The sequence below is a fragment of the Pseudomonas lijiangensis genome (genome assembly GCF_018968705.1).
GTDB lineage: Bacteria > Pseudomonadota > Gammaproteobacteria > Pseudomonadales > Pseudomonadaceae > Aquipseudomonas > Aquipseudomonas lijiangensis.
The window spans coordinates 1,852,010-1,877,663 of record NZ_CP076668.1 but is presented as its reverse complement, the minus strand read 5'-3'; the positions used below and the strand labels follow the sequence as shown (position 1 = coordinate 1,877,663).

General features: G+C 58.5%; 30 protein-coding genes and 1 pseudogene. 11 read left to right on the top strand and 20 right to left on the bottom strand.

Annotated features, from left to right (window positions below):
• Window positions 1–435: 435 nt before the first annotated feature.
• From KQP88_RS08200 to KQP88_RS08180, 5 genes are all read right to left on the bottom strand, one after another.
• Window positions 436–777: a ribonuclease E inhibitor RraB gene (locus tag KQP88_RS08200; protein ID WP_025259377.1), complete on the bottom strand. Its 342-nt coding sequence runs from the start codon at window positions 775–777 to the stop codon at window positions 436–438.
• Window positions 778–1,021: 244 nt separating this feature from the next.
• Entirely contained in the window at window positions 1,022–1,258 is a 237-nt protein-coding gene (locus KQP88_RS08195) for a hypothetical protein (RefSeq protein WP_216705348.1), read from the bottom strand.
• Window positions 1,259–1,398: 140 nt separating this feature from the next.
• Window positions 1,399–3,492 carry an LTA synthase family protein gene (locus KQP88_RS08190; protein WP_200994075.1) on the bottom strand — a complete coding sequence of 698 codons (2,094 nt, stop codon included), beginning with the start codon at window positions 3,490–3,492 and terminating at the stop codon, window positions 1,399–1,401.
• A 274-nt stretch (window positions 3,493–3,766) separates the two neighbouring features.
• The gene (gene speE / locus KQP88_RS08185; RefSeq protein ID WP_200994076.1) at window positions 3,767–4,627 is read right to left on the bottom strand and encodes a polyamine aminopropyltransferase; all 861 of its coding nucleotides are present in this window, start codon (window positions 4,625–4,627) and stop codon (window positions 3,767–3,769) included.
• A gap of 224 nt (window positions 4,628–4,851) precedes the next feature.
• Window positions 4,852–5,043, bottom strand: a complete 192-nt coding sequence (locus KQP88_RS08180) for a PLDc N-terminal domain-containing protein (protein ID WP_216705347.1) — start codon at window positions 5,041–5,043, stop codon at window positions 4,852–4,854.
• A 128-nt stretch (window positions 5,044–5,171) separates the two neighbouring features.
• Between KQP88_RS08180 and KQP88_RS08175 the strand changes: the two genes are divergently transcribed.
• Window positions 5,172–6,098: a ZIP family metal transporter gene (locus KQP88_RS08175; protein ID WP_216705346.1), complete on the top strand. Its 927-nt coding sequence runs from the start codon at window positions 5,172–5,174 to the stop codon at window positions 6,096–6,098.
• Here KQP88_RS08175 and KQP88_RS08170 read toward each other — a convergent pair.
• Together KQP88_RS08170 and KQP88_RS08165 are read right to left on the bottom strand one after the other, a co-directional pair.
• Entirely contained in the window at window positions 6,095–6,619 is a 525-nt protein-coding gene (locus KQP88_RS08170) for a hypothetical protein (protein WP_200994078.1), read from the bottom strand. The genes KQP88_RS08175 and KQP88_RS08170 overlap by 4 nt on opposite strands.
• Window positions 6,620–6,705: 86 nt before the next feature.
• Window positions 6,706–7,236: an ankyrin repeat domain-containing protein gene (locus KQP88_RS08165; RefSeq protein WP_200994079.1), complete on the bottom strand. Its 531-nt coding sequence runs from the start codon at window positions 7,234–7,236 to the stop codon at window positions 6,706–6,708.
• A 300-nt stretch (window positions 7,237–7,536) separates the two neighbouring features.
• Between KQP88_RS08165 and KQP88_RS08160 the strand changes: the two genes are divergently transcribed.
• On the top strand, window positions 7,537–7,815 hold the full coding sequence (locus KQP88_RS08160) for a DUF3509 domain-containing protein (protein ID WP_200994080.1): 279 nt from the start codon (window positions 7,537–7,539) through the stop codon (window positions 7,813–7,815).
• Window positions 7,816–7,922: 107 nt separating this feature from the next.
• Here KQP88_RS08160 and KQP88_RS08155 read toward each other — a convergent pair whose 3' ends face one another.
• From KQP88_RS08155 to aroC, 6 genes are all read right to left on the bottom strand, one after another.
• Window positions 7,923–8,645, bottom strand: coding sequence for a helix-turn-helix transcriptional regulator (locus tag KQP88_RS08155; protein WP_200994081.1), 723 nt, complete (start codon window positions 8,643–8,645; stop codon window positions 7,923–7,925).
• Window positions 8,646–9,416: 771 nt separating this feature from the next.
• Window positions 9,417–10,100 (bottom strand): acireductone synthase, encoded by a 684-nt coding sequence (mtnC, locus tag KQP88_RS08150; protein WP_216705345.1) that lies wholly within the window; start codon window positions 10,098–10,100, stop codon window positions 9,417–9,419.
• A gap of 68 nt (window positions 10,101–10,168) precedes the next feature.
• The gene (locus KQP88_RS08145; protein ID WP_200994083.1) at window positions 10,169–10,714 is read right to left on the bottom strand and encodes a 1,2-dihydroxy-3-keto-5-methylthiopentene dioxygenase; all 546 of its coding nucleotides are present in this window, start codon (window positions 10,712–10,714) and stop codon (window positions 10,169–10,171) included.
• Between the two features lie 89 nt (window positions 10,715–10,803).
• Complete coding sequence (locus tag KQP88_RS08140; protein WP_200994084.1) at window positions 10,804–11,418, bottom strand: methylthioribulose 1-phosphate dehydratase; 615 nt, start codon at window positions 11,416–11,418, stop codon at window positions 10,804–10,806.
• Window positions 11,415–12,587: an MFS transporter gene (locus KQP88_RS08135; protein WP_216705344.1), complete on the bottom strand. Its 1,173-nt coding sequence runs from the start codon at window positions 12,585–12,587 to the stop codon at window positions 11,415–11,417. Before KQP88_RS08135 ends, KQP88_RS08140 begins: the two co-directional genes overlap by 4 nt.
• Before the next feature lie 31 nt (window positions 12,588–12,618).
• Window positions 12,619–13,710, bottom strand: a complete 1,092-nt coding sequence (gene aroC / locus KQP88_RS08130; protein WP_200994086.1) for a chorismate synthase — start codon at window positions 13,708–13,710, stop codon at window positions 12,619–12,621.
• 143 nt (window positions 13,711–13,853) lie between these two features.
• Here aroC and KQP88_RS08125 point away from each other — a divergent pair, with 143 nt between their 5' ends.
• Window positions 13,854–14,849, top strand: coding sequence for an alpha/beta hydrolase (locus KQP88_RS08125; RefSeq protein WP_216705343.1), 996 nt, complete (start codon window positions 13,854–13,856; stop codon window positions 14,847–14,849).
• Window positions 14,850–14,964: 115 nt separating this feature from the next.
• Window positions 14,965–15,765: a hypothetical protein gene (locus KQP88_RS08120; RefSeq protein ID WP_216705342.1), complete on the top strand. Its 801-nt coding sequence runs from the start codon at window positions 14,965–14,967 to the stop codon at window positions 15,763–15,765.
• A 38-nt stretch (window positions 15,766–15,803) separates the two neighbouring features.
• Here KQP88_RS08120 and prmB read toward each other — a convergent pair whose 3' ends face one another.
• Entirely contained in the window at window positions 15,804–16,712 is a 909-nt protein-coding gene (gene prmB / locus KQP88_RS08115) for a 50S ribosomal protein L3 N(5)-glutamine methyltransferase (protein WP_198724729.1), read from the bottom strand.
• 200 nt (window positions 16,713–16,912) lie between these two features.
• Between prmB and KQP88_RS08110 the strand changes: the two genes are divergently transcribed.
• The 3 genes from KQP88_RS08110 (at window position 16,913) to KQP88_RS08100 (ending at window position 18,563) form a co-directional block, all read left to right on the top strand.
• Window positions 16,913–17,503 carry a cysteine hydrolase family protein gene (locus KQP88_RS08110; protein WP_025259360.1) on the top strand — a complete coding sequence of 197 codons (591 nt, stop codon included), beginning with the start codon at window positions 16,913–16,915 and terminating at the stop codon, window positions 17,501–17,503.
• A 136-nt stretch (window positions 17,504–17,639) separates the two neighbouring features.
• A complete protein-coding gene (locus KQP88_RS08105; RefSeq protein WP_216705341.1) occupies window positions 17,640–17,960 on the top strand; it encodes a hypothetical protein in 321 nt (106 codons plus the stop codon).
• Window positions 17,961–18,005: 45 nt separating this feature from the next.
• Window positions 18,006–18,563: a Smr/MutS family protein gene (locus tag KQP88_RS08100; RefSeq protein ID WP_198724731.1), complete on the top strand. Its 558-nt coding sequence runs from the start codon at window positions 18,006–18,008 to the stop codon at window positions 18,561–18,563.
• A gap of 40 nt (window positions 18,564–18,603) precedes the next feature.
• On the opposite strand, the gene KQP88_RS08095 is transcribed toward KQP88_RS08100, so the two are convergent.
• Entirely contained in the window at window positions 18,604–18,786 is a 183-nt protein-coding gene (locus KQP88_RS08095) for a hypothetical protein (RefSeq protein WP_074568923.1), read from the bottom strand.
• 233 nt (window positions 18,787–19,019) lie between these two features.
• Here KQP88_RS08095 and folE point away from each other — a divergent pair, with 233 nt between their 5' ends.
• The gene (folE, locus tag KQP88_RS08090; RefSeq protein WP_025259357.1) at window positions 19,020–19,565 is read left to right on the top strand and encodes a GTP cyclohydrolase I FolE; all 546 of its coding nucleotides are present in this window, start codon (window positions 19,020–19,022) and stop codon (window positions 19,563–19,565) included.
• Window positions 19,566–19,636: 71 nt separating this feature from the next.
• Complete coding sequence (locus tag KQP88_RS08085; RefSeq protein ID WP_198724732.1) at window positions 19,637–20,008, top strand: glutaredoxin family protein; 372 nt, start codon at window positions 19,637–19,639, stop codon at window positions 20,006–20,008.
• An 18-nt stretch (window positions 20,009–20,026) separates the two neighbouring features.
• Here the strand turns inward: KQP88_RS08085 and KQP88_RS08080 are convergent, their stop codons facing one another.
• The 3 genes from KQP88_RS08080 to KQP88_RS08070 are packed head-to-tail and all read right to left on the bottom strand — an operon-like array spanning window position 20,027 to window position 22,246.
• Window positions 20,027–20,380 carry a lysozyme inhibitor LprI family protein gene (locus KQP88_RS08080; protein ID WP_260406214.1) on the bottom strand — a complete coding sequence of 118 codons (354 nt, stop codon included), beginning with the start codon at window positions 20,378–20,380 and terminating at the stop codon, window positions 20,027–20,029.
• 59 nt (window positions 20,381–20,439) lie between these two features.
• Complete coding sequence (locus tag KQP88_RS08075; RefSeq protein WP_200994092.1) at window positions 20,440–21,042, bottom strand: glutathione S-transferase family protein; 603 nt, start codon at window positions 21,040–21,042, stop codon at window positions 20,440–20,442.
• Window positions 21,043–21,079: 37 nt separating this feature from the next.
• Window positions 21,080–22,246, bottom strand: a complete 1,167-nt coding sequence (locus KQP88_RS08070; RefSeq protein ID WP_216705339.1) for an aminotransferase-like domain-containing protein — start codon at window positions 22,244–22,246, stop codon at window positions 21,080–21,082.
• Window positions 22,247–22,328: 82 nt separating this feature from the next.
• On the opposite strand from KQP88_RS08070, the gene KQP88_RS08065 reads away from it, so the two are divergent.
• Both KQP88_RS08065 and KQP88_RS08060 read left to right on the top strand, forming a co-directional pair.
• Window positions 22,329–22,784, top strand: coding sequence for a MarR family winged helix-turn-helix transcriptional regulator (locus KQP88_RS08065; RefSeq protein ID WP_025259352.1), 456 nt, complete (start codon window positions 22,329–22,331; stop codon window positions 22,782–22,784).
• Between the two features lie 50 nt (window positions 22,785–22,834).
• A complete protein-coding gene (locus KQP88_RS08060) occupies window positions 22,835–24,028 on the top strand; it encodes a benzoate/H(+) symporter BenE family transporter (RefSeq protein WP_216705338.1) in 1,194 nt (397 codons plus the stop codon).
• A gap of 2 nt (window positions 24,029–24,030) precedes the next feature.
• Here the strand turns inward: KQP88_RS08060 and KQP88_RS25550 are convergent, their stop codons facing one another.
• Both KQP88_RS25550 and KQP88_RS25545 read right to left on the bottom strand, forming a co-directional pair.
• On the bottom strand, window positions 24,031–24,894 hold the full coding sequence (locus KQP88_RS25550; protein ID WP_407681829.1) for a methyl-accepting chemotaxis protein: 864 nt from the start codon (window positions 24,892–24,894) through the stop codon (window positions 24,031–24,033).
• Window positions 24,889–25,425 (bottom strand): annotated as a pseudogene (locus KQP88_RS25545) (HAMP domain-containing protein); the annotation flags it as partial. The gene KQP88_RS25550 and the pseudogene KQP88_RS25545, both read right to left, overlap by 6 nt.
• Between the last annotated feature and the right edge of the window lie 229 nt (window positions 25,426–25,654).

Genomic DNA, 25,654 nt, shown 5'->3' with positions numbered 1-25,654 from the left:
CCTACAGGCCTTCGCAAGGCCCGTGCCATCGGCATAAACGCTTTCATATCAATGATTTACGCAAACAATAGACATTCAACGCACCATTCCTGTGCAATAAATGCCCTAAGCATTTCTCCTACGCCTCATTCGGAAGCGTCAGGCAATCGCGAAATCTATCACCAGCATAGTCAGTGTTGATTTCATTGGGGGATATTAGTTCGCCATAATCGCCAGCAACCGAGCAAACAAAGGCCCGATTGCCTGCCTCGACTTTTTTTCTGGAATTTGCGCCCTGGCGCTTTTCTAACCGCTCTTCCCTTCAAGCCACTCCATTGAGTGGCTTTTTTTTGCCCATCGGGCTGCATCCGTCTCTTTTCCTGCGGCCAAAAGCACGACCGGCCAATGGCGGCATACTCCGCAATTGACCGGTCGTGTTACTGCCAGACAGATGATTCATGCGTGGAGTCTTCTGACCTCCGCTGTGACGCCCCATCCTTCAACCTCACCGTCCATCGGCGAGATCACGTTCTGGAAGTCATGCTCGAAGTCGCCGATGCCGTCATAGGTGGCATACATCACCTTGCTCAATTGCAAGTGCCACGCACCGTCGTCACGCACGTTGATCTGGGTATTGATGGATTCACCACGAAATTGTCCTGCAGCCTGCCGCGCCCGTTCCTCATCCGGGAAGACGGCGTAGAACTCGATAGGATAGGTACGTGCAAAGTCAAAACCGCCTTCTTTCATGCGGCGCAGTACATGACTGCTGATGTCCTCTTGATAGGCTGTGCTCATGAAACGTCCTCCTATGCAACGATAGATAGAGTTTCAACTCTTCCAGAACGACCACCTGGCTGGTGGTCGCCACACGACAGTTAATCCGCAGTGGGGAATCAAGCATGAAGCTGACCAGACCGGATCTGTAGCAACCCGGTTTCGACATTGAGAGGCCGACGTATCGGCCTCGTTTGCAGAGTAGACCCAACTCGGGCCTGCTGCCAAGTGCCTGACACAACAAGTCTTTGCAGGTGCAAATGAATCAGATTACTTCCGTAATGGAAATGATCTGCACACTGTTGTGGTCCTTGAGGGTTTTGACTGTCGGCTCCTCGGTGCGTCCCTCAAGATCGTTGAGATCCAGCTCATCCGTGACCGGGAACAGAATCGGACGCAGAAGACGTGCCGCAGCCTCCTCGCTTGGGCGTTCCGGTGAATCAATATCATGGCGCTGCTGTACACCATCCTTATCGAGATACGAAATGGCCCACTGTTTCATCAATACCTCCCGAACGAAGCCAGGACGCTGGCTTGCATGATCTGGACCGTCTTGCCGAGTCATTCGTTCCAGAAAATGCAGGCAAAAAGAAAGGCCCTCGCATCGGATGCAGAGGGCCTTTCGTTGTGTAGCCAGCGGTATCAGTTGCGGTTCTTGCTGGCCTCTACACCGGCGGTGTTATCCAGAAGGCTCTTGGTCGCGGTCTGCAGGAAGCTTTCCAGCTTCTGCTTCAGCTCGGCCGTGTCCGGAGCATCGGGCACCACTTCGGCATGCGGGTTTGCACCCAGGGTGTAGGTCATGACCTTGGCAGGCAGTTCCGTAGGTTCGATCAGGATACGGTTGCCATGGATGATGGCGACCACCTGCTCGCTGCCCGACGGCTTGATCACACCAAAGCCCTTGTCCCCTTCAGGCAGGTTCAGCAGGTCGCGTCCCCAGCACTGGTTGCGGGTCTGACCACCCAGACGGCCCATGATGGTCGGCACCACATCGACCTGGGTACCCACGATGCTGCTGCGCTGGCCGAATTTCTCCTGCACGCCTGGCCCGATCAACAGCAATGGCACGTTGAAGCGGCCCAGGTCCATTTCGGTCAGTTGCATCTTGTTGCCAAACCCATGGTCGCCCAGCACCACGAACAGGGTGTTCTTGAAGTAAGGCTCTTTCTTGGCCTTCTCGAAGAATTGCCCCAGTGCCCAGTCGGAATAACGCATGGCGGTCAAATGCTCGTCCAGCGAACCATGGCCTGTCACGCGCTCAACCGGCAGGTTTTCCGGCAAGGCATAAGGCGTGTGGTTGGACAGGGTCTGCAGCAAGGCATAGAACGGCTTGCCGTTCTGGCGGGCTTTCAGTTCCTCGGCGCCACGGTCGAACATGTCCTGGTCGGAAACACCCCAGGTCGGATCGGAGAACACCGGGTTGACGAAGTCTTCACGACCGACAAAGTTGGTCATGCCCTGGTTGCTGAAGAAACCCGACTGGTTGTCCCAGGCAAAGTTGCCGTTGTAGACATAGACATCGTCGTAGTTGCGCCCGGCGCTGAGCAGTTGCGGCAGGCCCGACAGCTTGTGGCTGCCTTCAGGCGTCTGCATCAGGTACTCGAAGCCCGGCAGGTTCGGGAAGCACGCCATGGTAGCGAACATGCCCTGGTGGGTGTGGGTGCCGTTGGAGAAGAAGTGATCGAACAGCAGGCCTTCCTTGGACAGTTTGTCGAAGTAAGGCGTGATGTTGGCTTTATCGCCCAGAGCGCCGACCGAGTGGCCTGCGAAGCTTTCCATCAGGATGACCACAACGTTGCGGATTGGCAGCGTGTTTTCAGCTGGCGGCGTGAAATCACGACGTACTGCCGCAATGTTCGGATCGATCAACTGGTCATGGCTGGTCAGCAGCATGTCGCGCACGACCTGCTGTGCCTCAGGCTGAGGCAAGGTGGCTTTCCAGATATTGTCGCGGTCTTCGGACATGCGGCTTTTCGCGGCCGTGATCAGCGTCAGCGTGCCGTTGAGGCCCAACTGGTTGGCGAAGTTCGATTCGGTGGTGTAAGCATCGCCCCAACGCAGCGGCGGGCCTTGACGCAAGGTGCCACGGGCAGAAATGACGGCAATGACCAGCACGACGAAGAACACGCCGACGCGCATGTACCAGGGCGCAATCGAGCGATTGCTGCCACTGCCAACGCTGAATTCGCGACGCGGACGAGTCACGCGGTCGATGCCCTTGAACACCAGGCTCAACAACCAGGTGACCAGTGCCCATGCCAGCAGATAACGAACCACCGGGAAACCGTACCAGAGCATGCTCAGAACGGTCTTCGGGTCTTCCTTCACGTACTGGAACACCAGACCGTTCAGGCGCTGGTGGAACTCACGATAGAAGTCCATTTCCATCAGGCCGAGGAACAGCGTGATGCTGCCGACCAGGGTCAGCCAGAACCGGAAGAAACCCCGTGCAGCCATGGCCCGGACACTGAACAGCGACAGCATCAGAGGAATGAGCAGATAGATCGTCAGACGCAGGTCGAAACGCATGCCGTTGAACAACGCTTCGATAAAGGTCGACGCTGGCGTCTCGCCAATCATTTCACGGTTGTAGACCAGCAATCCGATACGCAGCAGGGTGTACATCACCATCAGGGTCAGGCCGCTGAGCAGGATGTAGGCCAGGTGTGACTTGACGGTTGGGTGTTGCAGACGGGACAAAGCTTGCCGATGAATCTGGGCGTCCGTGTTAGCCATTTTTGTCAGGATCCGGTGGATTCAGGAGTTGAGTCGGATATGCGAGACCTGCCAACCCGAAACAGGAGGCAGCGCATGGGGGGCAGATATTACGTGATTGCCGTGCTTTTAGCGCTTTTCAGAGCAAGGCCCTGAATAATCGCGCGCCATTTTCGACAAGCGGGTGTGAAAAATTTGTTGTACGGCACCTGGCAAGCGCCAGACACCGTACGGTGATAGCTGCCCCTGCTGGCATGACCTTGAGGAACCCGGATCATGCCTGTGCAGAAAAACCTCAGTCGTTGCTGGGTTTGCCCACTGCCTGCAGCACGTACTGCGGCAAGGCGAACGCGCCGATGTGGATTTCCGGGTTGTAATAGCGAGTAACAATACCGCTGCCGACAAAGCGCTGACGCAGGGTTTCCAGTGGCAACTTGCGATAGGCGGTATTGGTGGAACCCCAGGCGAAGGTCATCGCGCCACCGATGTAGGTGGGGATTGCCGCCTGATAGAAATGCCAGTCCGCGAACAGACCATTCATACGGCCAGCAGTCGTCTGTACGCCGCTCAGTTGCATGAACGGTGTGCCGTTCTGGGTAACCAGGATGCCGTTTTCGTTCAGGCAGCGATGGCAGGCCTGATAGAAGTTTTCCGAGAACAGCACTTCACCCGGCCCGATCGGGTCGGTGGAGTCGGAAATGATCACGTCGAACTTCTCTTCGGTGGTCGCGACGAAACGCATGCCGTCGTCAATCACCAGGTTCAGGCGCGAGTCATCGAAGGCACCGTTGGAGTGATTGGGCAGGAACTCCTTGCACATTTCCACCACGGTAGCGTCGATCTCGACCATGGTGATGTGTTCGACGCTCATGTGCTTGGCGACTTCGCGCAGCATGCCACCATCGCCACCACCAATGATCAATACGCGCTTGGCAGCGCCATGAGCCAGGATCGGCACATGGGTCAGCATCTCGTGATAGATGAACTCATCGGCCTCGGTGGTCTGGATAACGCCATCCAGCGCCATGACCCGGCCCATGCGCGGGTTCTGGAAAATCACCAGATGCTGATGTTCCGTACGGACTTCGTGCAGCATTTTTTCCATACGAAAGCGTTGGCCATAGCCTTCGTATAACGTTTCCTGATAATCGCTCATGGGTAAGCTCCCGCTAAAGACTGATGACAGGACGGCCGACCGCCCACAAGAAAGGCGCGCATTCTACGTTGCGAAAGATGACAGGTCGAACCTCATCACTGCATGACCGCAAACTTGATGGTCACACAGTCTGTATGGAAGCGAATTTATTCGCGAAAGGCCTGTATATCCCATACATATGTATCGTCTGGAAGGTTTCGCGGATGAATCCGCTCCTACTGACATCAGATACGGACATTGCCCCGCGGTCCGGCAATGGCCCAGATGATCAGCCCCAATACCGGCAGCAACAGGATCAGCAGTATCCAGAGGATTTTCGCCCCGGTGCCAGCACTGCTTTTCAGTACATTGATGATGGCCCAGATATCCAGAGCAAGAATGATCAAGCCGATCAGGCTATTGAAAGTGGAGCCCATGATGGTGTTCCCGATTGAGTAATGACGGAATAGAGAATAGTCAGCTCCATTGAACCAACCGCATATTTTCATGCTCGGAAACTGAGTCCGCTATCCTTTGAATCATGTTTTCAGACAGGTCGTCCTCTATGCAAACACCCTTGCAACCCCGCACACTCTGGGCGACATGGTCGGCTCAACTACAGACCAGCCCATGGGTAAGCCTGGGATTTCTCCTGGCGCTGATCATCGTGCTGGGCCTGGGGGCCGCCAGTCTCTATAACGCCTTCTTCGGGACCAATCAGAGCAATCTGACCTACGCCCTGATCGGCGGTTCGGCAGGCTTCGGGGCCACGGCGCTGGGCGCGGTCATGGCTGTCGCCTTCCGCAACATCAGCCAGCGCACCCAGGACATCATGCTCGGTTTTGCTGCCGGAATGATGCTGGCCGCCAGCTCCTTTTCGCTGATTTTGCCGGGGCTGGCCGCAGCCCGGGAGATTACCGGCAATGGCCCGTTCGCTGCCGCCACCGTGGTTTCCGGTCTGGGTCTTGGGGTGCTGTTGATGCTCGGCCTGGACCGCTTCACTCCCCATGAACACGAAAGCGTCGGCCGGCAGGGACCTGATTCCGACCGTATCAACCGGGTCTGGCTGTTCGTACTGGCAATCACCCTGCACAACCTGCCGGAAGGCATGGCCATTGGCGTCAGCTTTGCCGGTGGCGATATGAATGTGGGCATGCCACTGACCACCGCCATTGCCATCCAGGATATTCCCGAAGGCCTGGCCATTGCCCTGGCGTTGCGGGCAACCGGCCTTTCGGCATTCAAGGCCATGCTGGTGGCAATCGGCTCAGGCCTGATGGAGCCCCTGGGCTCGCTGGTCGGCCTGGGGATTTCCAGCGGTTTTGCGATTGCCTACCCGCTGAGCCTTGGCCTGGCAGCAGGTGCGATGATTTTCGTGGTGTCCCACGAAGTCATCCCGGAAACCCACCGCAACGGCCACCAGACCTCAGCCACACTGGGCCTGATGCTGGGCTTCGGAGTGATGATGTTCCTGGATACCGCCCTGGGTTAGGCGTTGGCTTTGAGCGCCTGCAATGACGATGCGGCATGGATGCCGACAGCAGCCGCCAGCTCCAGCACTCGCGCCTCATCACAGCCGTAGACCAGCACGGCCTGAAGTTCGTCGTCCAGCGGCTGGCTGAAATCCACAAGCACGTAGCCGCCCATTTCCTTGTTCATGCTGCTGAGCTGGATCTGGATACGGTTGAGAGCGGTCAAGGCTTCCACCTTGGCCAGTTGCTTTGGCTTGATGTTGAAAGACACATCCTTGCCGAACGACTGCACGATCTGCTCGAACAGGTCCATGTAGGTGTCCGCCTGGAACAGCACGGTTTCCGGCAGGCTACCGACCACTACCCACTCGCCCAGAGGAATAGGGAACGTATCGTCGTAGTTGATATCCGGATTGGCGGCCAGAAAGGCTTCGGGGTCCGCGTAAGCCTGAGCAGCTTCGGCGGCGATGCCTGCGATCTCGTCTTCCCCCATGCAGCCCGAACTGATTTTGCTGATTAATTCAATGAGGGAGTCTTTCATGGGGGGAGATCCTGATAGAGGCAAAAACGAGGCGCGCAGGATAGCGGGAAACGCTGCACACCTCTATCGATTCAGGATCAGCGCGCTTAAACCATCAGTTTGCTCAACTGAGCGGCGGTTTCCGTTGCGCCCATCGCCTGGGCGGCCGCCAAGGCGTTGACGCCCTTGGCGTCGCGGGCATGGGGGTTGGCGCCTTTGCCGATCAGGTAATCGACGATTTCGCTGCGGTTGAACATGGCGGCCATCATCAGAGCAGTCCGACCGTCCGCCGAAGCCCCCTCCACGTCCGCACCCGACTCGACCAGGAGTTTGACGACCGCAAGATCTCCCTTGAACGCAGCACCGGCAATCGGGCTCTGGCCATTGTCATTACGGATCTGCGGGTCGGCCTTGTGTTCAAGCAGCACACGCACGGCGTCCTGCTGACCGTAGTAACTGGCGAGCATCAGCAGCGTATCGCCCTTGTGATTGCGCAGATTGACAGGCAGCCCCTTCTCCAGCAGCCGGCTCAGCATCAGCGCATCACCTTGCCGGGCGACTTCGAAGACCTGCTCGGCGAACTCGGCAGCTTCATCATCAGTCATGGTTTTCGGGGCATGGGTGCCTGGATCGGTCATAGGTTTCTCCCTCAATGCCACTCATGGCGCTCGATACAATGAGCCCAAGTCTTGTCAGATGAGGGCCACAGGTCAAGCTATGCGTCTCATAGGAAAATATTCCCGCCTGCCTCCACTGTGGCCACAACCAGCAAAATGCAGGATGCACGATGGCCATTCATGCAAATTGCACGAAAGATGAAAACCATCATATTTTCAAGTTATTGATTTTAAAGGACTTTAATAAAGCAAGAACGCTGGCATGGACACTGCAACAGTACTCACAAGTTTGTTATCCCGTGAGCAATGGAGCCGCTAGACATGTCTTTTATCCAAGAAAAATTCGCATCCGTATTCTCCAGCTACACAGTGACCACTCAGCCTCGTCCTGACGGTGGTGTGCTACTGTCCTTGCGCGATAACGAAGGCAAACAGATCCGTCGTTCCATCTCTTACGCACAACTGCACACACCTGTTCAGCTTGAGTGGGTCATCAGCGCCATTCGCCGTGACCTGGCAGCCCAGGCCAGTGAACTGCCTGCAATCACTATGTTGCAAAGCCAGCAGCGTTTTGACCTGCCGACCTATCACACCCGCTGATTCGCTGATTACACGCTTCACCCTGCATCCTGCCGCTGACTGCAATCAGCGGCCACCTCCTCCCTTGTTATCCGCGACAACATTCTTGTTCTCGCGGTTTTTTTTGCTCATTTGATCAGGCCTCGACACAGAGCTTCCCCCACCGCCTGAGCCCGATTGGCGACCCCGAGCTTGCTGTAGATCATCTTGAAGTGATATTTGATCGTGGCCTCGGACACCTCGCGGATCAAGGCAATTTCCCAAGCCGTCTTGCCATCACGTGCCCACTGCAGGATTTCCAGCTCCTTCACAGTCAGGCCATGGGAACGGAGTCTGGTTCCCCTGCCGACCGTATGGAGCACAGGGACCAGACTGCTAAGCAGGTATCGGTCCTCGGTGGTCGTGGCACGCTGCATCGCGCTCAAGGTACATACCGACGTCACGCCACTGACACCCCGACAATGGCTGGAGTACCCGTAGGACAAGGCCGGCAGCAATTGGCAGGCTTCAACCGCGGCGTTGTAGCAATCAGGCGCCTGATACTGCTTGAACGCCTCGCGCCAATCGACAAAGCCCTGTGTATTGCGATAACAGCGGATAACCGGATCTTCCGTCAGCATGCGATGGTTTCGATAGATATCTCCCCAGACATCCTCGACATTGGAAGTGATGAACGTCAGCAATAACGGGCCCTTGAACTGATAGAACATTGCACGCTCGCACCGGCACTCCTGCCTGAGCCACTGAAGTGCATTTTCGATAGCCACCTGACCATCGTCCTCGGCAATACTGCTGACCATCTGCTGTATCAATAAACCCATCGTTGTATTTACTGTCCTGGCACTGCACATCGCTGCCGCTCCTGTTGCGCCCCCTCGGTATGCACAGTTGCTGTTTTTGATCAATCAGGGGGAATGGCCGCCAGAAATTACACGAATAATTGCGTTTAAAATCGAGGGCTAAAACAAACAGGATTTATGCACAAACAGACAGGCACAGGCCTACCTGAAAGCAGGATGGGGATGACAGATCAGCAAAGAATGAGGGTGCAGAAGCGAGTTTATTGGCGGCTTCGCGAATAAATTGACTCTGTCTGCATCAAGTGATGTGGGAGTTCGCCCGGCGCCGCGCTGTCGCGTAGCAAACAGGTGCTATGTGTTGCGAACTGAGTGTTCGGCTTGAGGCCGCCTTGCGCCTTTACGGCGCGTCACTTTGGTTTCGGCCAAAGTAACCAAAGCCATTGCTCCGGGTTCGGCCCCGCCTGACGGCGGGGTTCCTTCGTTCCGGCAGTGGGGTGCGAGGCAGGACGCCGAGCAAGCGCCGCAGGGCCATGGAAGGCCCGTCGGCGCGTACCCACGGAGCAATGCCGGAGCGAGGGAACCCCGCCCCAAGGCGGGGCCGAACCCGGAGCGGATGGTTTTCCCCCCTTTTGCCGAAACAAAAGGGGGCCGCCGTAAAGGCGGAACCAGTAGTACCAGCACATACCGATAATGGATATGTACACCGGAGAACGTTTCTGCCTCACAAAAAAGACGTTTTAATTCATGGCATTGCGTTTTGTTTGATGAGAGGCCGCTTGCTAGCGACAGGAGTTCAATCGCCAGCAAGAGCCTTGGCTGCGCTCAGAACTTTTCGGGAGCAATCGCGGCGAAATCCTCTACGGATACATGCCCCGGCAGTTCGCCGCCAGCGCGTACCAGACCGCATGTCGCCATGCCTGCCGCTCGTGCGGCATCCAGTTCTTCGACGATGTCCGACAGGAACAGAATCTCTTCGGCCGGGCAGCCGATGGCGGCGGTGATGGTGCGGTAGGATTGCTCCTCGCGCTTGGGGCCGGACGTGGTGTCGAAATAGCCACTGAACAGGCCGGACAGATCGCCCGCCTGCGAACAACCGAATATCAGTTGCTGAGCCTGGATGGAGCCTGAGGAATAGACATAAAGTTTATAACCCTCCTCATGCCAGCGCTTGAGTGCTTCGACGGCATCCGGGTAGACATGCCCCTTGAGTTGCCCGCCGTTATAGCCCTGCTCCCAGACCATGCCCTGCAAGGCCTTGAGTGGCGTGGCCTTGCGATCCTGGGCAATCCAGTCGAGCAGAATCCCGATAACCCGCTCGACATCGGCATCAGGCTCGTTGCTGTCCTGGCGAACAGCCTGCAATTGCGCCGCTACCAAAGGCTTTTCGGCGTTCTGGCGGACAAAGTCGGGCAAATGCTTTGCAGCGAACGGGAACAGCACATCGAACACGAAGCTCACTGCACTGGTGGTGCCTTCGATATCCGTGAGGATAACTTTGATGGACATCTGGGACGGGCTCCTGTGTTTGAAACAGTGGGCGCACGGCCGGGTGCGCTCCTGCCATGTGTGATTGATCAGTCATCCAGCCGCGGAAAACGGCCGGCGATATCTTCTCCGGTGAAATTCGCCACCCAGCCTTCCGGGTTGTTGAACAGGCGAATGGCAACGAAGTGCGGATGCTCGCCCATATCGAACCAGTGGCGGGTCCCGGCAGGCACCGAGATCAGGTCGTTCTTTTCGCAGAGCACGGCATAGACGTAATCATCGATATGCAGGGTAAACAGGCCACGCCCGGCAACGAAGAAACGCACTTCGTCTTCGCCATGGCGATGCTCTTCAAGAAACTTGGCGCGCAGTTCGGCCTTTTGCGGGTGGTCGCTGTTGAGGCTGACCACATCAACAGTGACATAACCGCGTTCGGTCATCAGCTTGTCGATCTGGGTGCGATAGGCGTTGATCACTTCTTCCTGACTGGCGCCCGGCGTAATCGGTGCAGATGCCTGCCAGCGGTCGAAAGCGACACCGTGCTCGGCCAGGGTCGAAGCGATATCTTCCAGGTGGGTCAGGACTTTGTTGGGCACTTCAGGGCTGGAAACGTGGTAAACGGACAGGCAGCTCATGGCGTAATTCCTCGGCTGGAAACAGGCCCCCGGCTTTTACAGGCCGTTCAGGCTGGGTTCCCTGATTAACGGTTAAAGATCACTAACGCTCAACGATTCAAGACCGCACGGGTTTTCAGTTCGCACTCGAACAGAAACTCGAAGGCTTCGATCTGCCGCAGCGCATCATTCATCTTCGCTCCCCAGGTATACAGGCCGTGCCCGCGAATCAGGTAACCGGCACAATCGGGATGAGCGTCCAGCCAAGGCTGCACCTTTGAGGCCAGACGGGCAATATCCTGATCGTTATCGAAGATCGGCACCACAACCCGGGATTCATGGGTGACCACACCGGCAAAGGCCTTCTGCAGTTCGTAATCCTCGAACACCAGATGATCAGCCTCTGTCAGCCGCGACAGAACGGTGGCATTGACCGAATGGGTATGCAGCACGGCGCCCACTTCAGGCTTGCAGCTGTAAAGCTGGGTGTGCAGCAGGGTTTCGGCGGAAGGCTTCTTGCCAGGCTCAAGGCTGTTGCCGGCCAGGTCGGTAGCCAGTACGTCGTCGATGCCCAGTTGGCCCTTGTGCTTGCCGGATACCGTCAACAGCGCTTCAGTGGCGGACAGGCGCACGGAGTAGTTGCTACTGGTGGCTGGCGACCAGCCGCGTCCATACAGGAAACGCCCGGCTTCGATGATTTCCAGGCTGAGTTGTTCGCGGGTCATGCACCCTCCTCTTTCTTTGGTGTCGCAATCATGACGGCTGCCGCCAATGCCGCAAGGCTGGCGATGGCAAATGTCCAGAACGGCCCGAGCGCATTCCAGCTGTAACCGGAGTACAACGCTCCCAGCGCGCCGCCCACTCCGGACAAGGCGGCATACAACGCCTGCCCCTGACCTTGCTGGCGCGAGCCGAAGCTACGTTGCACGAAATGGATGGCAGACGCGTGAAAACTGCCAAAAGTTGCTGCATGCATGAGCTGGATAACCAGCAGCGCCAGCAGATGATCGGCAAAACTACCCAGCAGCAACCAGCGCAGCGAAGCCAGCAGAAAGCTCGCCATCAAGACCTGACGCACTGAAAAACGCTGCAGTATCCGGCTCATGCCCATGAACATCAGGACCTCGGCCACGACCCCGACGGCCCAGAGCATGCCGATCACACCGCGACTGTAACCCAGTTGCTCCAGATGCAAGGTCAGGAAGGTGTAATACGGCCCATGGCTGAGCTGCATCAAGGCGACACAGACATAAAAGACCAGCACACTGGGACGGGTCAGCTGCCTGAGAAAACCGCCCGCATCCAGTGGTTGCGCCGAAACCTGCGGCTGCGCATTGGGCACCCACCAGCTGCTGAGCGCGATACCGGCCATGATGATCAGCAACATCTGGGGAAACAGGTCCAGGCTGAAACGCTCGAACACCTCCCCAAGCGCGACCACTGCCAGAATGAAACCGATCGAACCCCAGACCCTTATCTGGCTGTAGCGCGAAGGCTGATCGCGCAGATGCGCCAGGGTAATGACTTCAAACTGCGGCAGGATGGCATGCCAGAAGAAGGAGTACAGCACCATGACCATGGCCAGCCAGGCGTAGCTCTTGTCGACCAGAATCAGCGAGAACGCCAGCAATGTGCAGAGCGCACCCAGGCGCACGATCAACAGCCGCTGGCCCGTATGATCACCCAGCCAGCCCCACAGATTGGGAGCGATGCAGCGCGTCAGCATCGGGATGGCGACCAGTTCGCCAATCCGCGCACTGGAAAACCCCAGATGGTGGAAATACAGCGACAGAAAGGGAGCCGCCGAGCCCAGCAAGGCAAAGTAGAAAATGTAGAACCCCGACAGCCGCCAATAAGGAAGCTGCCCGGCAGACTGTGGCGCCACGTCAGTCATCCACGATCAGTGACCGCAGTGGCACCGCTCATTACAGCTGGCCCAATACAGGCGTATCGACGTTTACGTCAGCGTTTTGCCCGCGATGACGCAACAGGTGATCCAGCAGCACGATGGCCATCATCGCTTCGGCAATAGGCGTGGCGCGAATGCCGACGCAAGGGTCATGACGGCCCTTGGTGATGAGCTCAACCGGATTGCCATCGACATCGATGGAACGACCCGGCGTGGTAATGCTGGAAGTCGGCTTGAGCGCCAGATGCGCAATGATCGGCTGGCCGGAAGAAATGCCACCCAGAATGCCACCCGCCTGATTGGACAGGAAACCTTCAGGCGTCATTTCGTCACGGTGCTCGGTGCCGCGCTGGGCCACACAGTCGAAGCCTGCGCCGATTTCCACGCCTTTGACGGCGTTGATGCTCATCAGGGCATGGGCCAGTTCGGCATCCAGGCGGTCGAAGATCGGCTCGCCCAGACCCGGTTTCACGCCTTCGGCCACCACGGTGATCTTGGCACCCACCGAGTCCTGGTCGCGACGTAGCTGGTCCATGTAGGCTTCCAGCTCCGGCACCTTGTCCGGGTCAGGGCAGAAAAAGGCGTTCTGCTCGACCGAATCCCAGGTCTTGAAAGGAATCTGGATCGGGCCAAGCTGGCTCATGTAGCCACGGATGACGATACCCTGGGTCGCCAGATACTTCTTGGCGATTGCACCGGCGGCCACACGCATGGCGGTTTCACGCGCCGAACTGCGACCGCCGCCGCGATAGTCGCGGATGCCGTACTTGTGATGGTAGGTGTAGTCGGCATGGGCAGGACGAAACAGATCCTTGATCGTCGAGTAGTCCTTGGACTTCTGGTCGGTATTGCGGATCAGCAGGCCGATGGACGCGCCGGTGGTCTTGCCCTCGAACACGCCGGAGAGGATTTCCACCTCATCGGCTTCCTGGCGCTGGGTCGTGTGGCGGCTGGTACCGGGCTTGCGGCGGTCCAGATCACGCTGCAGGTCTTCCAGGGACAGCTCGAACCCCGGCGGGCAGCCGTCGACGATAGCGACCAACGCCGGGCCATGGCTTTCGCCAGCGGTGGTGACAGTGAACAGCTTGCCGAAAGTGTTGCCGGACATGCGGGCGCTCCGAGAAATCAGCCAAAAAACCAGATCGAATCAATCAAGCGCGCCAGTATACGCAGGCTGAACGCGCAGTTCATCCTCGAACCTTATGCAACGGCGCGCGTCAAAGCGAAACCTGAACCAATGATGGCCTTACGATGCTACCTGGCATTCCCCCGATTCGAGCCCTGAACGCCCTGCGCATGCTGGTCCTGGCACTGTGCATGCTGGCAGGCATGGCCAACGCAGCATCACCCACCGTCGTGCAACGCCCGATCAGCGTCGACACGAACAACGGAAAACTGTTCGGCACCCTTCTGCTGCCACAATCAACGAAACCCGTGTCCGTAGTGTTGATCATTGCCGGTTCCGGCCCGACCGATCGCGACGGCAACAACCCCGAAGGCGGACGCAACGACAGCATGAAGCGTCTGGCCATAATCCTGGCCAAGAACAATATTGCCAGCGTGCGCTATGACAAGCGCGGCGTCGCGGCCAGCAAGGCTGCAACACCGGATGAACGCGACCTGAGCGTCGAAAGCTATGTCGCCGATGTCCAGGCCTGGGCGCAAAAGCTCAAGGCCAACCCGCGTCTTGGCTCGCTGATTCTGCTGGGCCATAGCGAAGGCGCACTGGTTGCGTCGCTGGCGGCTGAAAAGGCAGGTGCGCGTGCGGTGATTTCCGTCGCAGGCACGGGGCGTCCGGTGGATCAGGTGCTGCGTGAACAGTTTCGCGAGCGCCTGCCGCCAGCCCTTTTGCAACGCAGCAACCAGTTGCTTGACGAACTGAAGGCCGGCAAGACCGACGACAAGGTGCCAGAAGATCTGGAAGTCGTGTTCCGGCCCAGTGTGCAGCCTTATCTGATATCCCTGTTCCGTCAGGATCCGGCTGCCGCGTTCGGCAAGCTGCAGATGCCGGCGCTGATCATCCAGGGACGCAACGATATCCAGGTCAGCGTCGGTGATGCCCTGATCCTGAAAAAAGCCCGGCCCGATGCAGAACTGGCACTGATCGACGGCATGAATCACGTATTGCGCATCGTCCCCGACGATCTGGAAAAACAACTGCAATCCTACAGAAACCCGACCCTGCCACTGTCGAGCGAGCTTTCGGCGCACATCCTGCGCTTTATCGGTGCGTTACCCGCAGATTGAACGAAAGATTTGACGTCAACAAAACCACCCGCCCCTTCAGACTTGGGAAAACCTGCCGATAGGGGTGTGCTGGCATTGTGTTTGCTGCACAAGGCCATGGACAGGATCATAGTGAATGACTGATACAAATACCGTGACCGAAAAAGCTGAAGCCCCTGAAAAGCCGGAAGCCGAGGCGCTACCGCCCCAACCCTGGGAAGACGTGGTGCCCGAAAGCTTCCAGATGCTTCGTCTTTCGCCGTTGCCGACCGACCGTGCAACCGGCGGACGACCGCTGCGCTTCGTGCAGTTCGGCCGTGCCGAGCGCCACAGCAAGGAACTGAGCCTGCTGCGCATCAATATCCAGTTGCCGGGTCAGCGGGTACGCAAGGAACAGAACAATCTGGATATCTGGGTCGATCATCAGAAGCACATGGTGCGCTTCGGCCCGGAGTCGGGATTGCAGATCGAACCCTGGAACCGCGGTCTTGGGCGCTTCCTGATTGCCCATGCAGTCCACTGGGCGCAAAAGAAGTGGTCATCCTACAAGATCGAAGGCGTCGCACTGGCAAGCAAGGACGGCCTGAACGAAGACACCCGCCTGCGCCGCGATCACTTCCTGCGCACCCTGGGTTTTGAAGTTGTCTATGCCGATGCGCAGCATATGAAAGGCAGCATCAAGGACGTTCACGTCGGCAACCTGCACAGCACCTGGAACAATGACAAGGTGCAGATCATCGAAATCCTCGAAGCATCGCAGATGCTGGAAAAGGCCGAGAAGAATCTGACCGAGCAGGAAGTCGTGATTCGCGCCCATGAAGACCGGGTCAACAAGTACAAGCGCGAAGACAGCAGTCTGCGCTTTACCATCGCTTGTCTGGTGACCTTTGCTGTGTTTCAGGCGGGGTTGCTGATCTGGATTGCGACACACCGTTAAGTTGTGAAAGCGGGGCCTGAAGCCCCGCTCATGCCGCTTCAGACCTTCGAAGCAAACAGTGCCTGATGCTCGCGGCACTGCTCGGCAGTCAGCATGAACACCCCATGCCCACCGCGCTGGAAGTCCAGCCAGGCGAAATCCACTTCCGGATACAGCGCCTGGACATGCACCTGGCTGTTGCCCACTTCGACAATCAACAACCCTTTTTCGGTCAGGTGATCAGCGGCCTCGCTCAGCATGCGGCGCACCAGATTCAGACCGTCATTGCCACAGGCCAGAGCCAGTTCAGGCTCGTGCTGGTATTCATGGGGCATGTCGGCAAAATCTTCGGCATCGACATACGGCGGGTTGGACACGATCAGGTCGAAACGCTGCCCCGGCAGGCCGTCGAAACCATCGCCCTGCACGGTGTAGACGCGATCTTCCATGGCGTGGCGCTCGATGTTCTGGTTGGCCACTTCAAGGGCCTCGAACGACAGGTCAGCCAGTACCACTTCGGCCTCCGGGAACTCGTCGGCACAGGCAATGCCGATACAGCCGGAGCCGGTGCACAGGTCCAGAATACGGGCAGGCTCACTGGCCAGCCAGGGCGCAAAACGATCTTCGATCAATTCGGCAATCGGTGAGCGTGGAATCAGTACGCGGTCGTCGACAATGAACGACATGCCGCAGAACCAGGCTTCGCCCAGCAGGTAGGGCGTCGGAACACGATCATCGATGCGGCGCTTGATCAGGCGTTGCAACTCGGAGATTTCCTCGACTTCGAGGCGGCAATCCAGATAGCTGTCGGCAATCTCCCAAGGCAGGTGCAAGGCGCCGAGCACCAGTTGCCGCGCTTCGTCCCAGGCATTGTCGGTCCCGTGCCCGAAAAACACGTCTTCCTCGTGAAAGCGGCTGACGGCCCAACGGATATGGTCACGCACGGTGCGCAAACGAGAGGTGATCATGGACAAGCTCCTGGGAAAACGATCTGGCAGACACGGAAGTGTCCACCATTAGCCGACCTTCATCAAGGCAAACCGCCATCCCGCGCCGCGACAAAATGCCCTGCAGCCCAACAAAACCGGGGCCTGCGATTGTTGAGATTCACAGAATCGCTCAGCCAGAGGACAATGACGCAAAAGCCCCACTCGAAGGAGCCCTCTGGATGTCATCTTTAAAGACCATGTTTCAACTCAGCGGCCGTGTTCATGCACCGGCCAATCTGAGCAATGCCACGCTGATTATCATCGACGCCCAGAAAGAGTACCTCAGCGGTCCTCTGGCCCTGACAGGCATCCATGAAGCCCTGGACAATATCGGCCAACTGGTTGCAAAAGCCCGCGCCGTGAAATGCCCTATCGTGCACGTACGTCACCTCGGCACCGTGGGCGGCCTGTTCGATCCACAAGGCGAGCGCGGCCAACTGGTCCCGGAACTGGTTCCCCAGGGCGACGAGCATCTGGTCGAGAAACGCCTGCCCAATGCCTTCAACGGCACTGGCCTGCATGAGCTGCTGCAGAGCCTGGGTCATCTGGACCTGATCATCTGCGGTTTCATGAGCCATTCGAGTATCAGCACCACCGTGCGTGCGACCAAGGATTATGGCTATCGCTGCACCCTGGTGGACGATGCCTGCGCCACCCGCAACCTGCCCGGCCCCAATGGCGATGTCAGCGCCCATGACGTACACCGCACGGAAATGGCAATCATGGCAGACAACTTCGCCACTCTGGCGCTGACCAAAGACCTGATCTGAACAACAGGTGGCCTGAGTGGTTGTGTGAATCACCTCACATAACCGCCCATCCCTTTCACCTCTCTTCTCTCGCCACAACGGGGAACAACACCCCGTCATCCGGGTCATAGCGCCGATAACCACTGAGGAAATCGGCATGAAAATATCCGACGGTTTCGATGCTCGCCGCTTGCGCCCCAGAGGGCCGGGCAATTGGCGCACGCGTTTCGGCACCGCGATTGCCACCTTGCTGGTCACTCTGGGCGTATTGCTGATAATGGCAGGTGCCTCCGGCCTGATCGGCCATCCCCAGGCACTGGGCGACCTGGATGCAACACCCGCGGGAGCTGCAGTCATTGCCGGCCTTGGACTTGTGGTGCTGTATCTGGGCATCTGGTTATGGCGAGTCTGCGGTCGACGTCGACGCCGGGCGAAAGGATTGAGCATGTCCGCACACCTGATGAAAAAACACGACTGACGTGCGGCGCGGCAGGGTTAAACTGGCGTCCTTCGCGGAGGCCCCATGCAAGACGACGATTTTTCCCTGTTCAGAAACGAGACGCGTGGCGTCAAACCCATCAAGCACGAACATGCCGATGTCGGTAAACCAAAGACCGACCGCAAGCTACTGGCAAAACTGCGCCAGTCAGCCACGGTGCGCACCGACTCGGTCACGGTCGACGGGCTGTCCGATCAGTTCGTGATCGACGTCGGTCCGGAAGATGTATTGAACTGGTCTCGCGATGGCGTGCAGGAAGGCCAGATGCGCAAGCTCAAGCTTGGCCAGATCAGCTTTGAAGGCAGCCTGGACCTGCACGGCATGAGCGTGGAAGTGGCCAGGGAAACCCTGTGGGAATTTCTCGCCGAAGCCACGAAGCTGGAAATCCGCTGCGTGCGCGTCACTCACGGCAAGGCCGTGCGTCTGGACGGCAAACGCCCGATGATCAAGAGCCACGTCAACACCTGGCTGCGTCAGCATCCGCAAGTGCTGGGCTTCTGCTCTTGCATGGCCAAACATGGTGGCGCTGGCGCGGTTTACGTCATGCTCAAACGCACCATGATGGAAGGCCGCGACGAATGAGGGTTGCCGGGCAGTCCTGATACTGCCCGGAACCGGATCGTCAGCGGGGGCCGCCACCGGGACCAAAGCCTGGACCACCCGGCCCGCCTGGGCCGCCACCACCCTGATGATGCCCGCCTCCACCACCGCCGTGACCACCAGGGCCGGGCCAGAACGGCCAGCAGCCCGAAACCGAAGCCAGAACGACGATCACCGTCGCTATTTTTGCTACTCGACTCAACATCCGGATTTACTCTCTCAGAACGCAGGGATTGACTACTGCTGCTTCTGACCGCAGACAACGAGGGAAGTGGGTAGCAATCGGGTAGCCAAAGCGTAAGAAAAACGTTACAAACAGACTTCACGCGCCGATTTGCGCAGCGGCCATACACCTGCCCGCACGTGTAAGTTATCATGTGCGACTTTGGCGAGGGCCCTGCCCTCGCGTTATCGAAACCCACACGGAAACACACTCCTGTGACACTGGAACAGAATTACACCGCCATATTGAGTCAGTTGGGCGAAGATGTTTCGCGCGAAGGCCTGCTGGACACACCCAAGCGTGCAGCCAAAGCCATGCAGTACCTGTGTCGCGGTTATGAACAGACTCTCGAAGAAGTGACCAACGGCGCGCTGTTCAGCTCCGATGCCAGCGAAATGGTAATGGTCAGGGATATCGAACTGTACTCCCTGTGCGAGCACCATCTGCTGCCGTTCATTGGCAAGGCGCATGTGGCCTACATCCCCAACGGCAAGGTCCTGGGCCTGTCGAAAGTGGCGCGTATCGTCGACATGTACGCTCGCCGCCTGCAGATCCAGGAAAACCTGAGCCGCCAGATCGCCTCGGCCATCCAGGAAGTTACCGGTGCCATGGGCGTTGCAGTGGTCATCGAAGCCCAGCACATGTGCATGATGATGCGCGGCGTGGAAAAACAGAATTCCTCGATGATCACTTCAGTGATGCTGGGCGAGTTCCGTGAAAACGCAGCCACCCGCAGCGAATTCCTCAGCCTTATCAAGTAAGGTGCAGCCGTCCGCGCTACCTGCTGGCGCGGACTTGCCCCCTGAATGCCTGCCCCGCAAGAGGTTTGACCGTGTTCATGAAAGCCCTCAGGGTTGGCCTTGGCCAGCTCGTCATCGTCGCTGATTTCCTGACCCGCCCGGCCCGGAAGAAACGCGAGCCTCAGGCTCAGGCTGCCGTCGATCAGGCCGCTCGGGATCTGACCCTGTATCAGTTCCATGCCTGCCCGTTCTGCGTGAAGACCCGCCGCACCCTGCGCCGCCTCAATGTTCCGGTCGCCCTGCGGGATGCGAAGAACAACGAGAACGATCGCCAGACGCTGCTCAACGAAGGCGGCAGGATCAAGGTCCCCTGCCTGCGCATTCAGGAAGGCGACAAGACCACCTGGCTCTATGAATCCAAGGCCATCATCGGCTACCTGGATCAGCGTTTCAGTAACGTCTGAAGCGGCTGGCTGCCCGTATCAGCGCGGGCAGCCTTCTTCGCGACACGCCACATACGCCTTCAATTCCTTCACGCGCACGCGGGTATGCTCGGCCAGACACTGCGATTGCAGCAAAGGCCAGATCGAACCGGAATCTTCAGCCTTACCCACCCGATACAGACAGTCGGCGTCGCGGAAGGCGATCCATTTGACTTGTGCTTCCTTGAGCGCCTGCTTCCTGGCGGGGTCTTTGAGCCAGCTCATCTGCGCCTTGTACTGGCGGTTCAACTCCGTATCGAGCGCGGCCAGATCCTTGCTCGCGCATTGATTCATACTGGCCTGATTGGCATTGCAATCCTGAGCCTGCGCCGAACAACCGATCCCCAGCGCCATGACGGCGGCCAGGGCGGCGATGGAATATTTCACGAAGCTCTCTCCTTTCTTCTGCCCGGTCAATCCAGCATGCCCACGTAACCGGGCTGTTGCTTGACTCGCTCCAGCCATTGCTGAATGCCGGGGTACGGTGTCAGATCGAAACCGCCCTGATGGGCCACGTGAGTGTAGGCATACAGCGTGATATCGGCGATGGAGAAATGGTCGCCTACCAGAAACGGCGTGCGCTTGAGCTGCTGCTCCATGACCGCCAGGGCGCGATAGCCGGACTTCTGCAGCGAGCGGTATTCATGCAGACGCTCTTCAGGCATCCCCAGATAGAACTGAATGAAACGTGCCACGGCAATCGCGGGCTCATGGCTGTATTGCTCGAAGAACTGCCATTGCAGCACTTGCGTGCGCAGCCGGGGCTCGGCAGGCAGATAAGCACTGCCGTCGGCCAGGAAGTTGAGAATCGCATTGGACTCCCACAGGCAGGTGCCATCACTGAGCTCAAGCACCGGAATCTTGCCGTTGGGGTTCTTCTCCAGGAATGCCGGGGTCCCGGTTTCGCCCTTGAGAATATCCACCGGCACCCACTGATACTCGCAGCCCAGCAGGCTGAGCATCAGTTTGATCTTGTAGCAGTTGCCTGAGTTGTAATCGCCGTAAACCTTGTACATCGCCCTGCCCCCTCTGAAATTCCCGGTACTGGATCGATCAAGCCGCTTGCCGTGTGACGGCCTTGCGGATTACTGCTGCCAGGCGCTTCAGGCCCTCATCCAGACGCGCCGGATCAATGTGACTGAAGTTCAGCCGCAGATACCCGTGATTGGCGTCGGGGTCCGCGAAGAACGGCTCGCCCGGCATGAACGTCACGTCCTGGGACAAGGCGGTATCCAGCAAGGTGCGGGTATCGAACTTCTGCTTGAGCGTCAGCCAGAAGAACAACCCGCCTTGCGGGCTGTTCCAGTCAGCCAGATCGGCAAAATGCTCCTGCAAGGCCGCCTCGAATGCGTTGCGCCGCTGCCGGTAGAAATCACGCAGTTCGGCCAGATGCTCACGATAGTGGTCAGTGCCGATCCACTGCAAGGCCTGCCATTGACCGATCCGGTTGGTGTGCAGGTCGGCCGATTGCTTGAGGCGCAGCAGATGCGGAAACAGGTCCGGGCTGGCAATCAGGTAACCGACACGCAACCCCGGCAACAGGGTCTTGGAGACGGTGCCGGTATAGATCCAGCTGGCCTTCTTGAGACGGGCAACGATAGGTTTCGCGTTGCCGCCATCGAAAGTCAGTTCGCGATAAGGCTCGTCTTCGATCAGCGTCACGCCGAACTCATCGAGCAAGGCTGCGACCGCATCGCGACTGGCTTCGCTGTAACGCACTGCCGAGGGGTTCTGGAAAGTCGGGATCAGGTAGGCGAACGCAGGCTTGTGCTGTTCCAGGCGCTGGCGCAGGGCAATCAGGTCCGGCCCTTCGGCCTGCAACGGCACCGTCAGGCAATCGGCGCCGAACAGCTGGAATATTTGCAGTGCAGCCAGGTAAGTCGGCGCTTCCAGCAGGACTTCAGTGCCTTTGTCGATGTACAGCTTGGCGGCCAGGTCCAGAGTCTGCTGCGAACCGCTGACCACCAATACCTGGCTGGCCTCACAAGGAACACCCAGCGCCCGCGCCTCGGCAGCCAGGGCTTCGCGCAGCTCAGGTTCGCCTTCGCTCATGCCGTATTGCCCCAGTGTCAGGGGCATATCGGCCCACTCCACTTTCGGCAGCATGCACTCGGCCGGCAAGCCACCGGCAAAGGACATCACTTCAGGCCGTTGTGCCGCAGCCAGGATTTCGCGAATCAATGAACTTTTCAGGCGGGTAACGCGTTCGGAGAAAGCCATGGCAACTACCTGTAGCCGAGTCAAAGGAAAATACGTCAAACTTGTTGACTCAAATTACGACGCCAAGCCCGGATACGTCAACATGCTTGACCTTAAAAATCCTGCGAATCAGCAAATCGCCATGGAAGCCTTCTTTTTCGGCTATCAGGCATTTACCGCCAAGGCCGATGAAATGCTGGCCCGGCGCGGGCTCAGCCGCGTTCATCAGCGCATCGTGTTTTTCATCGCCCGCTACCCCGACCAGAGCGTGAAAGAACTGCTCACGGTACTGGGCGTCAGCAAACAGGCGCTGAATGTGCCGCTGCGCCAGTTGATTGCCATGGAACTGGTACAGAGCACGACGCCCGACACCGACAAACGCAAACGCCTGCTGGTGCTCACTGAAGAAGGGATCAGGTTCGAACAGGCGCTGCGCCACGAACAGGTGAAGCTCTTGCAACGGGTATTCGCCGAGGCAGGTCAGGCGGCAGTGGATGGCTGGCTGACCGTCAACCAGGCGCTGGGGCAGACGCTCCGGCCCGGCGCAATCGATCGCTGAATACAAAAATAACGACACCGTACAAACTGCCCGCTTAAGGAAAGCCCTGCATGAACGAGACCCTCAAGGCACCACTGCGCCCACTGGCAGACTCATCGCCGTCGGCGGTGGTCGCCGGCTTCATCGCGATGATGACCGGCTGCACCAGCTCGCTGGTACTGATGCTCCAGGCCGGGCAGACCGCAGGCCTCAGCACTGGCCAGATGTCGTCCTGGCTCTTGTCGATGTTCATCGGCATGGCGGTGTGCAGCATCGGCCTGTCGTTGCGCTATCGCACGCCCATCAGCGTGGCATGGTCAACCCCCGGCGCCGCGCTGCTGATTACTACGCTGGGCGGCGTGGGGTATCCGGAGGCTATCGGTGCATTCATTACCTGCTCGATCCTGGTGATCATCTGCGGCATGACCGGCAGCTTCGAGCGCCTGGTCAAACGCCTGCCCGCCTCGCTGGCGGCAGCCTTGCTGGCCGGGATTCTGTTCAAGATCGGCAGCGACATCTTCATCGCCGTCCAGCATCGAACCGGCCTGGTTCTGGCCATGTTTTTCACTTACCTGCTGATCAAGCGAATCTCGCCGCGCTATTCGGTACTGGCGGCACTGGTAGTGGGCATCGCAGCCGCCAGCCTGCTGGGGCTGCTGAATTTCAATGACGTCACTCTGGAAGTGGCCACGCCAGTCTGGACGACACCGTCGTTCTCGCTGGCAGCGACCATCAGCATCAGCATTCCGTTATTCGTGGTGGCGATGACCTCCCAGAACATGCCGGGTATTGCCGTACTGCGCGCCGACGGCTATCACACGCCCTCTTCCCCGCTGATCACGGCTACGGGCATCACCTCGCTGCTGACCGCACCTTTTGGCTGCCACGGGCTCAACCTCGCGGCAATCAGCGCCGCCATCTGCACCAGCCCCAATGCCCATGAAGACAAGAGCAAGCGCTATACGGCAGCGGTCTGGTGCGGGGTTTTCTATGGTGTAGCCGGAATCTTCGGCGCAACGCTGGCCGCGCTGTTCGCGGCCTTTCCCAAGGAACTGGTGCTGTCGATTGCCGCACTGGCGCTGTTCGGCTCGCTCATCAACGGCCTGACCGTGGCCATGAACGAACCCAGGGAACGGGAAGCAGCGCTCATCACCTTCATGGTCACCGCATCAGGGCTGACCCTGTTTTCCATTGGCTCGGCACTCTGGGGCATCGTCGCCGGGGTCCTGACGCTGGTGATCCTCAATACGCGCAAGGGCGCATGAGATCAGAGCCTGAAATGCCCGACCATCCCCTTCAGCTCCACGCCCAATGAAGCCAGCTCGAGACTGGACGCTGCGTTGTCCTGCATGGCCAGAGCCGAGTGATCGGCGCTGGCACGGATGCTGGTCACACTGCGGTTGATCTCTTCGGCCACCGAGCTTTGCTGTTCGGCGGCCGCAGCGATCTGCTGGTTCATCTGCTGAATCATCGACACCGCTTCGGCAATGGCACCCAACGCGCTTTCGGTTTGCAGCACATCACTGACTGCCAGCTTCACCAGCTCGCCACTGCTCTGAATCTGTTCAACCGAAGCCTGCGCACCACTTTGCAGCCTGAACACCAGGTTTTCGATCTCCTGGGTTGATTGCTGCGTGCGCTTGGCAAGGGCACGGACCTCATCGGCCACCACCGCAAAACCACGCCCCTGCTCACCCGCCCGGGCCGCCTCGATGGCAGCATTGAGCGCCAGCAGGTTGGTTTGTTCGGCAACGCTTTTGATCACGTTCAAGATCTGGCCGATATTCTGAATCTCGGCGCTCAGGTTCTGGATGCTCTGGCTGGCAGACTGCGATGAACCGGCCAGTTGCTCGATGCGCTGCATGCTCTGACGCACCACCGTCTGCCCACCACCCACCTTTTCATCAGCGGTTTGCGCGGCCAGTGCAGCCTCTTCGGCATTACGCGCCACATCATGGACAGTGGCGGTCATCTGATTCATTGCGGTAGCGACCTGCTCGGTTTCTTCCTTTTGAGAACCGACTTCCAGATTGGTCTGCTCAGTAACGCTCGACAAGGACTGCGCCGAGTTCGACAGTTGCTCGATGCCCGACTGCAAACCACTGACAATACGGCTCAAGCCCTCGCCCATCTGCTGCATGGCAAGCATCAACTGACCGATTTCATCGTGCCGCCGAACCTGCACGCTGCCGCTCAAATCACCTGCCGCGATGCGTTGCGCCAGGCCGATGACACTGCGCAGCGGGCCGACAATCAAGCGGGTAATCAGCCAGGAAACAATAAACCCTACCAGCAAGGCCACCACCGACGAGCCGATAATCTGCAGGGTATTGGCCGTGAGTTGAGCCTGCACGGACTGATCCTCGGCAGCAGCCGCCTGATTGACAAGCTCGACCACTTGCCGGGCATTGGTCGCCAACAGACTGGAAACCTGTGCTTCTCTGGCCAATAGCCCGGTGTACTCATTGAGCTTTTCGGTGAAGCTGACAATGTGCGTGCCGACTTCAGCCAACACTGTCAGGTAGCCCTCATCCTTGATCAGGGACTTGAGCTCTTCGGCCAGCACCCTGGCCTGCTCGGCCTGTTCAATAGTCCCGGTTTTAGCGGCATCGCCGGAGCCCGTCCGACGACTCTTGTCCAGACGGACACGGGCCTCGTCCATGGCTTGCTGCATCAGCCTCGACACCTGACTGACCTTGCCGGACTGCTCGACGAACTCCGCACCTTGCTGTCCCTGGGTATCCTTCAGCGTCCAGGTCCCATCATCGGCAAGACCCGACTGCAACACCTCAAGATTGTTGGAGACGCTGGACACCGACCAACTGGCCATTTCCAGCGCCAGGTCCTTGCTTTGACTGATGTCGACGAACTCATCGAAAGAGGTGCGATAG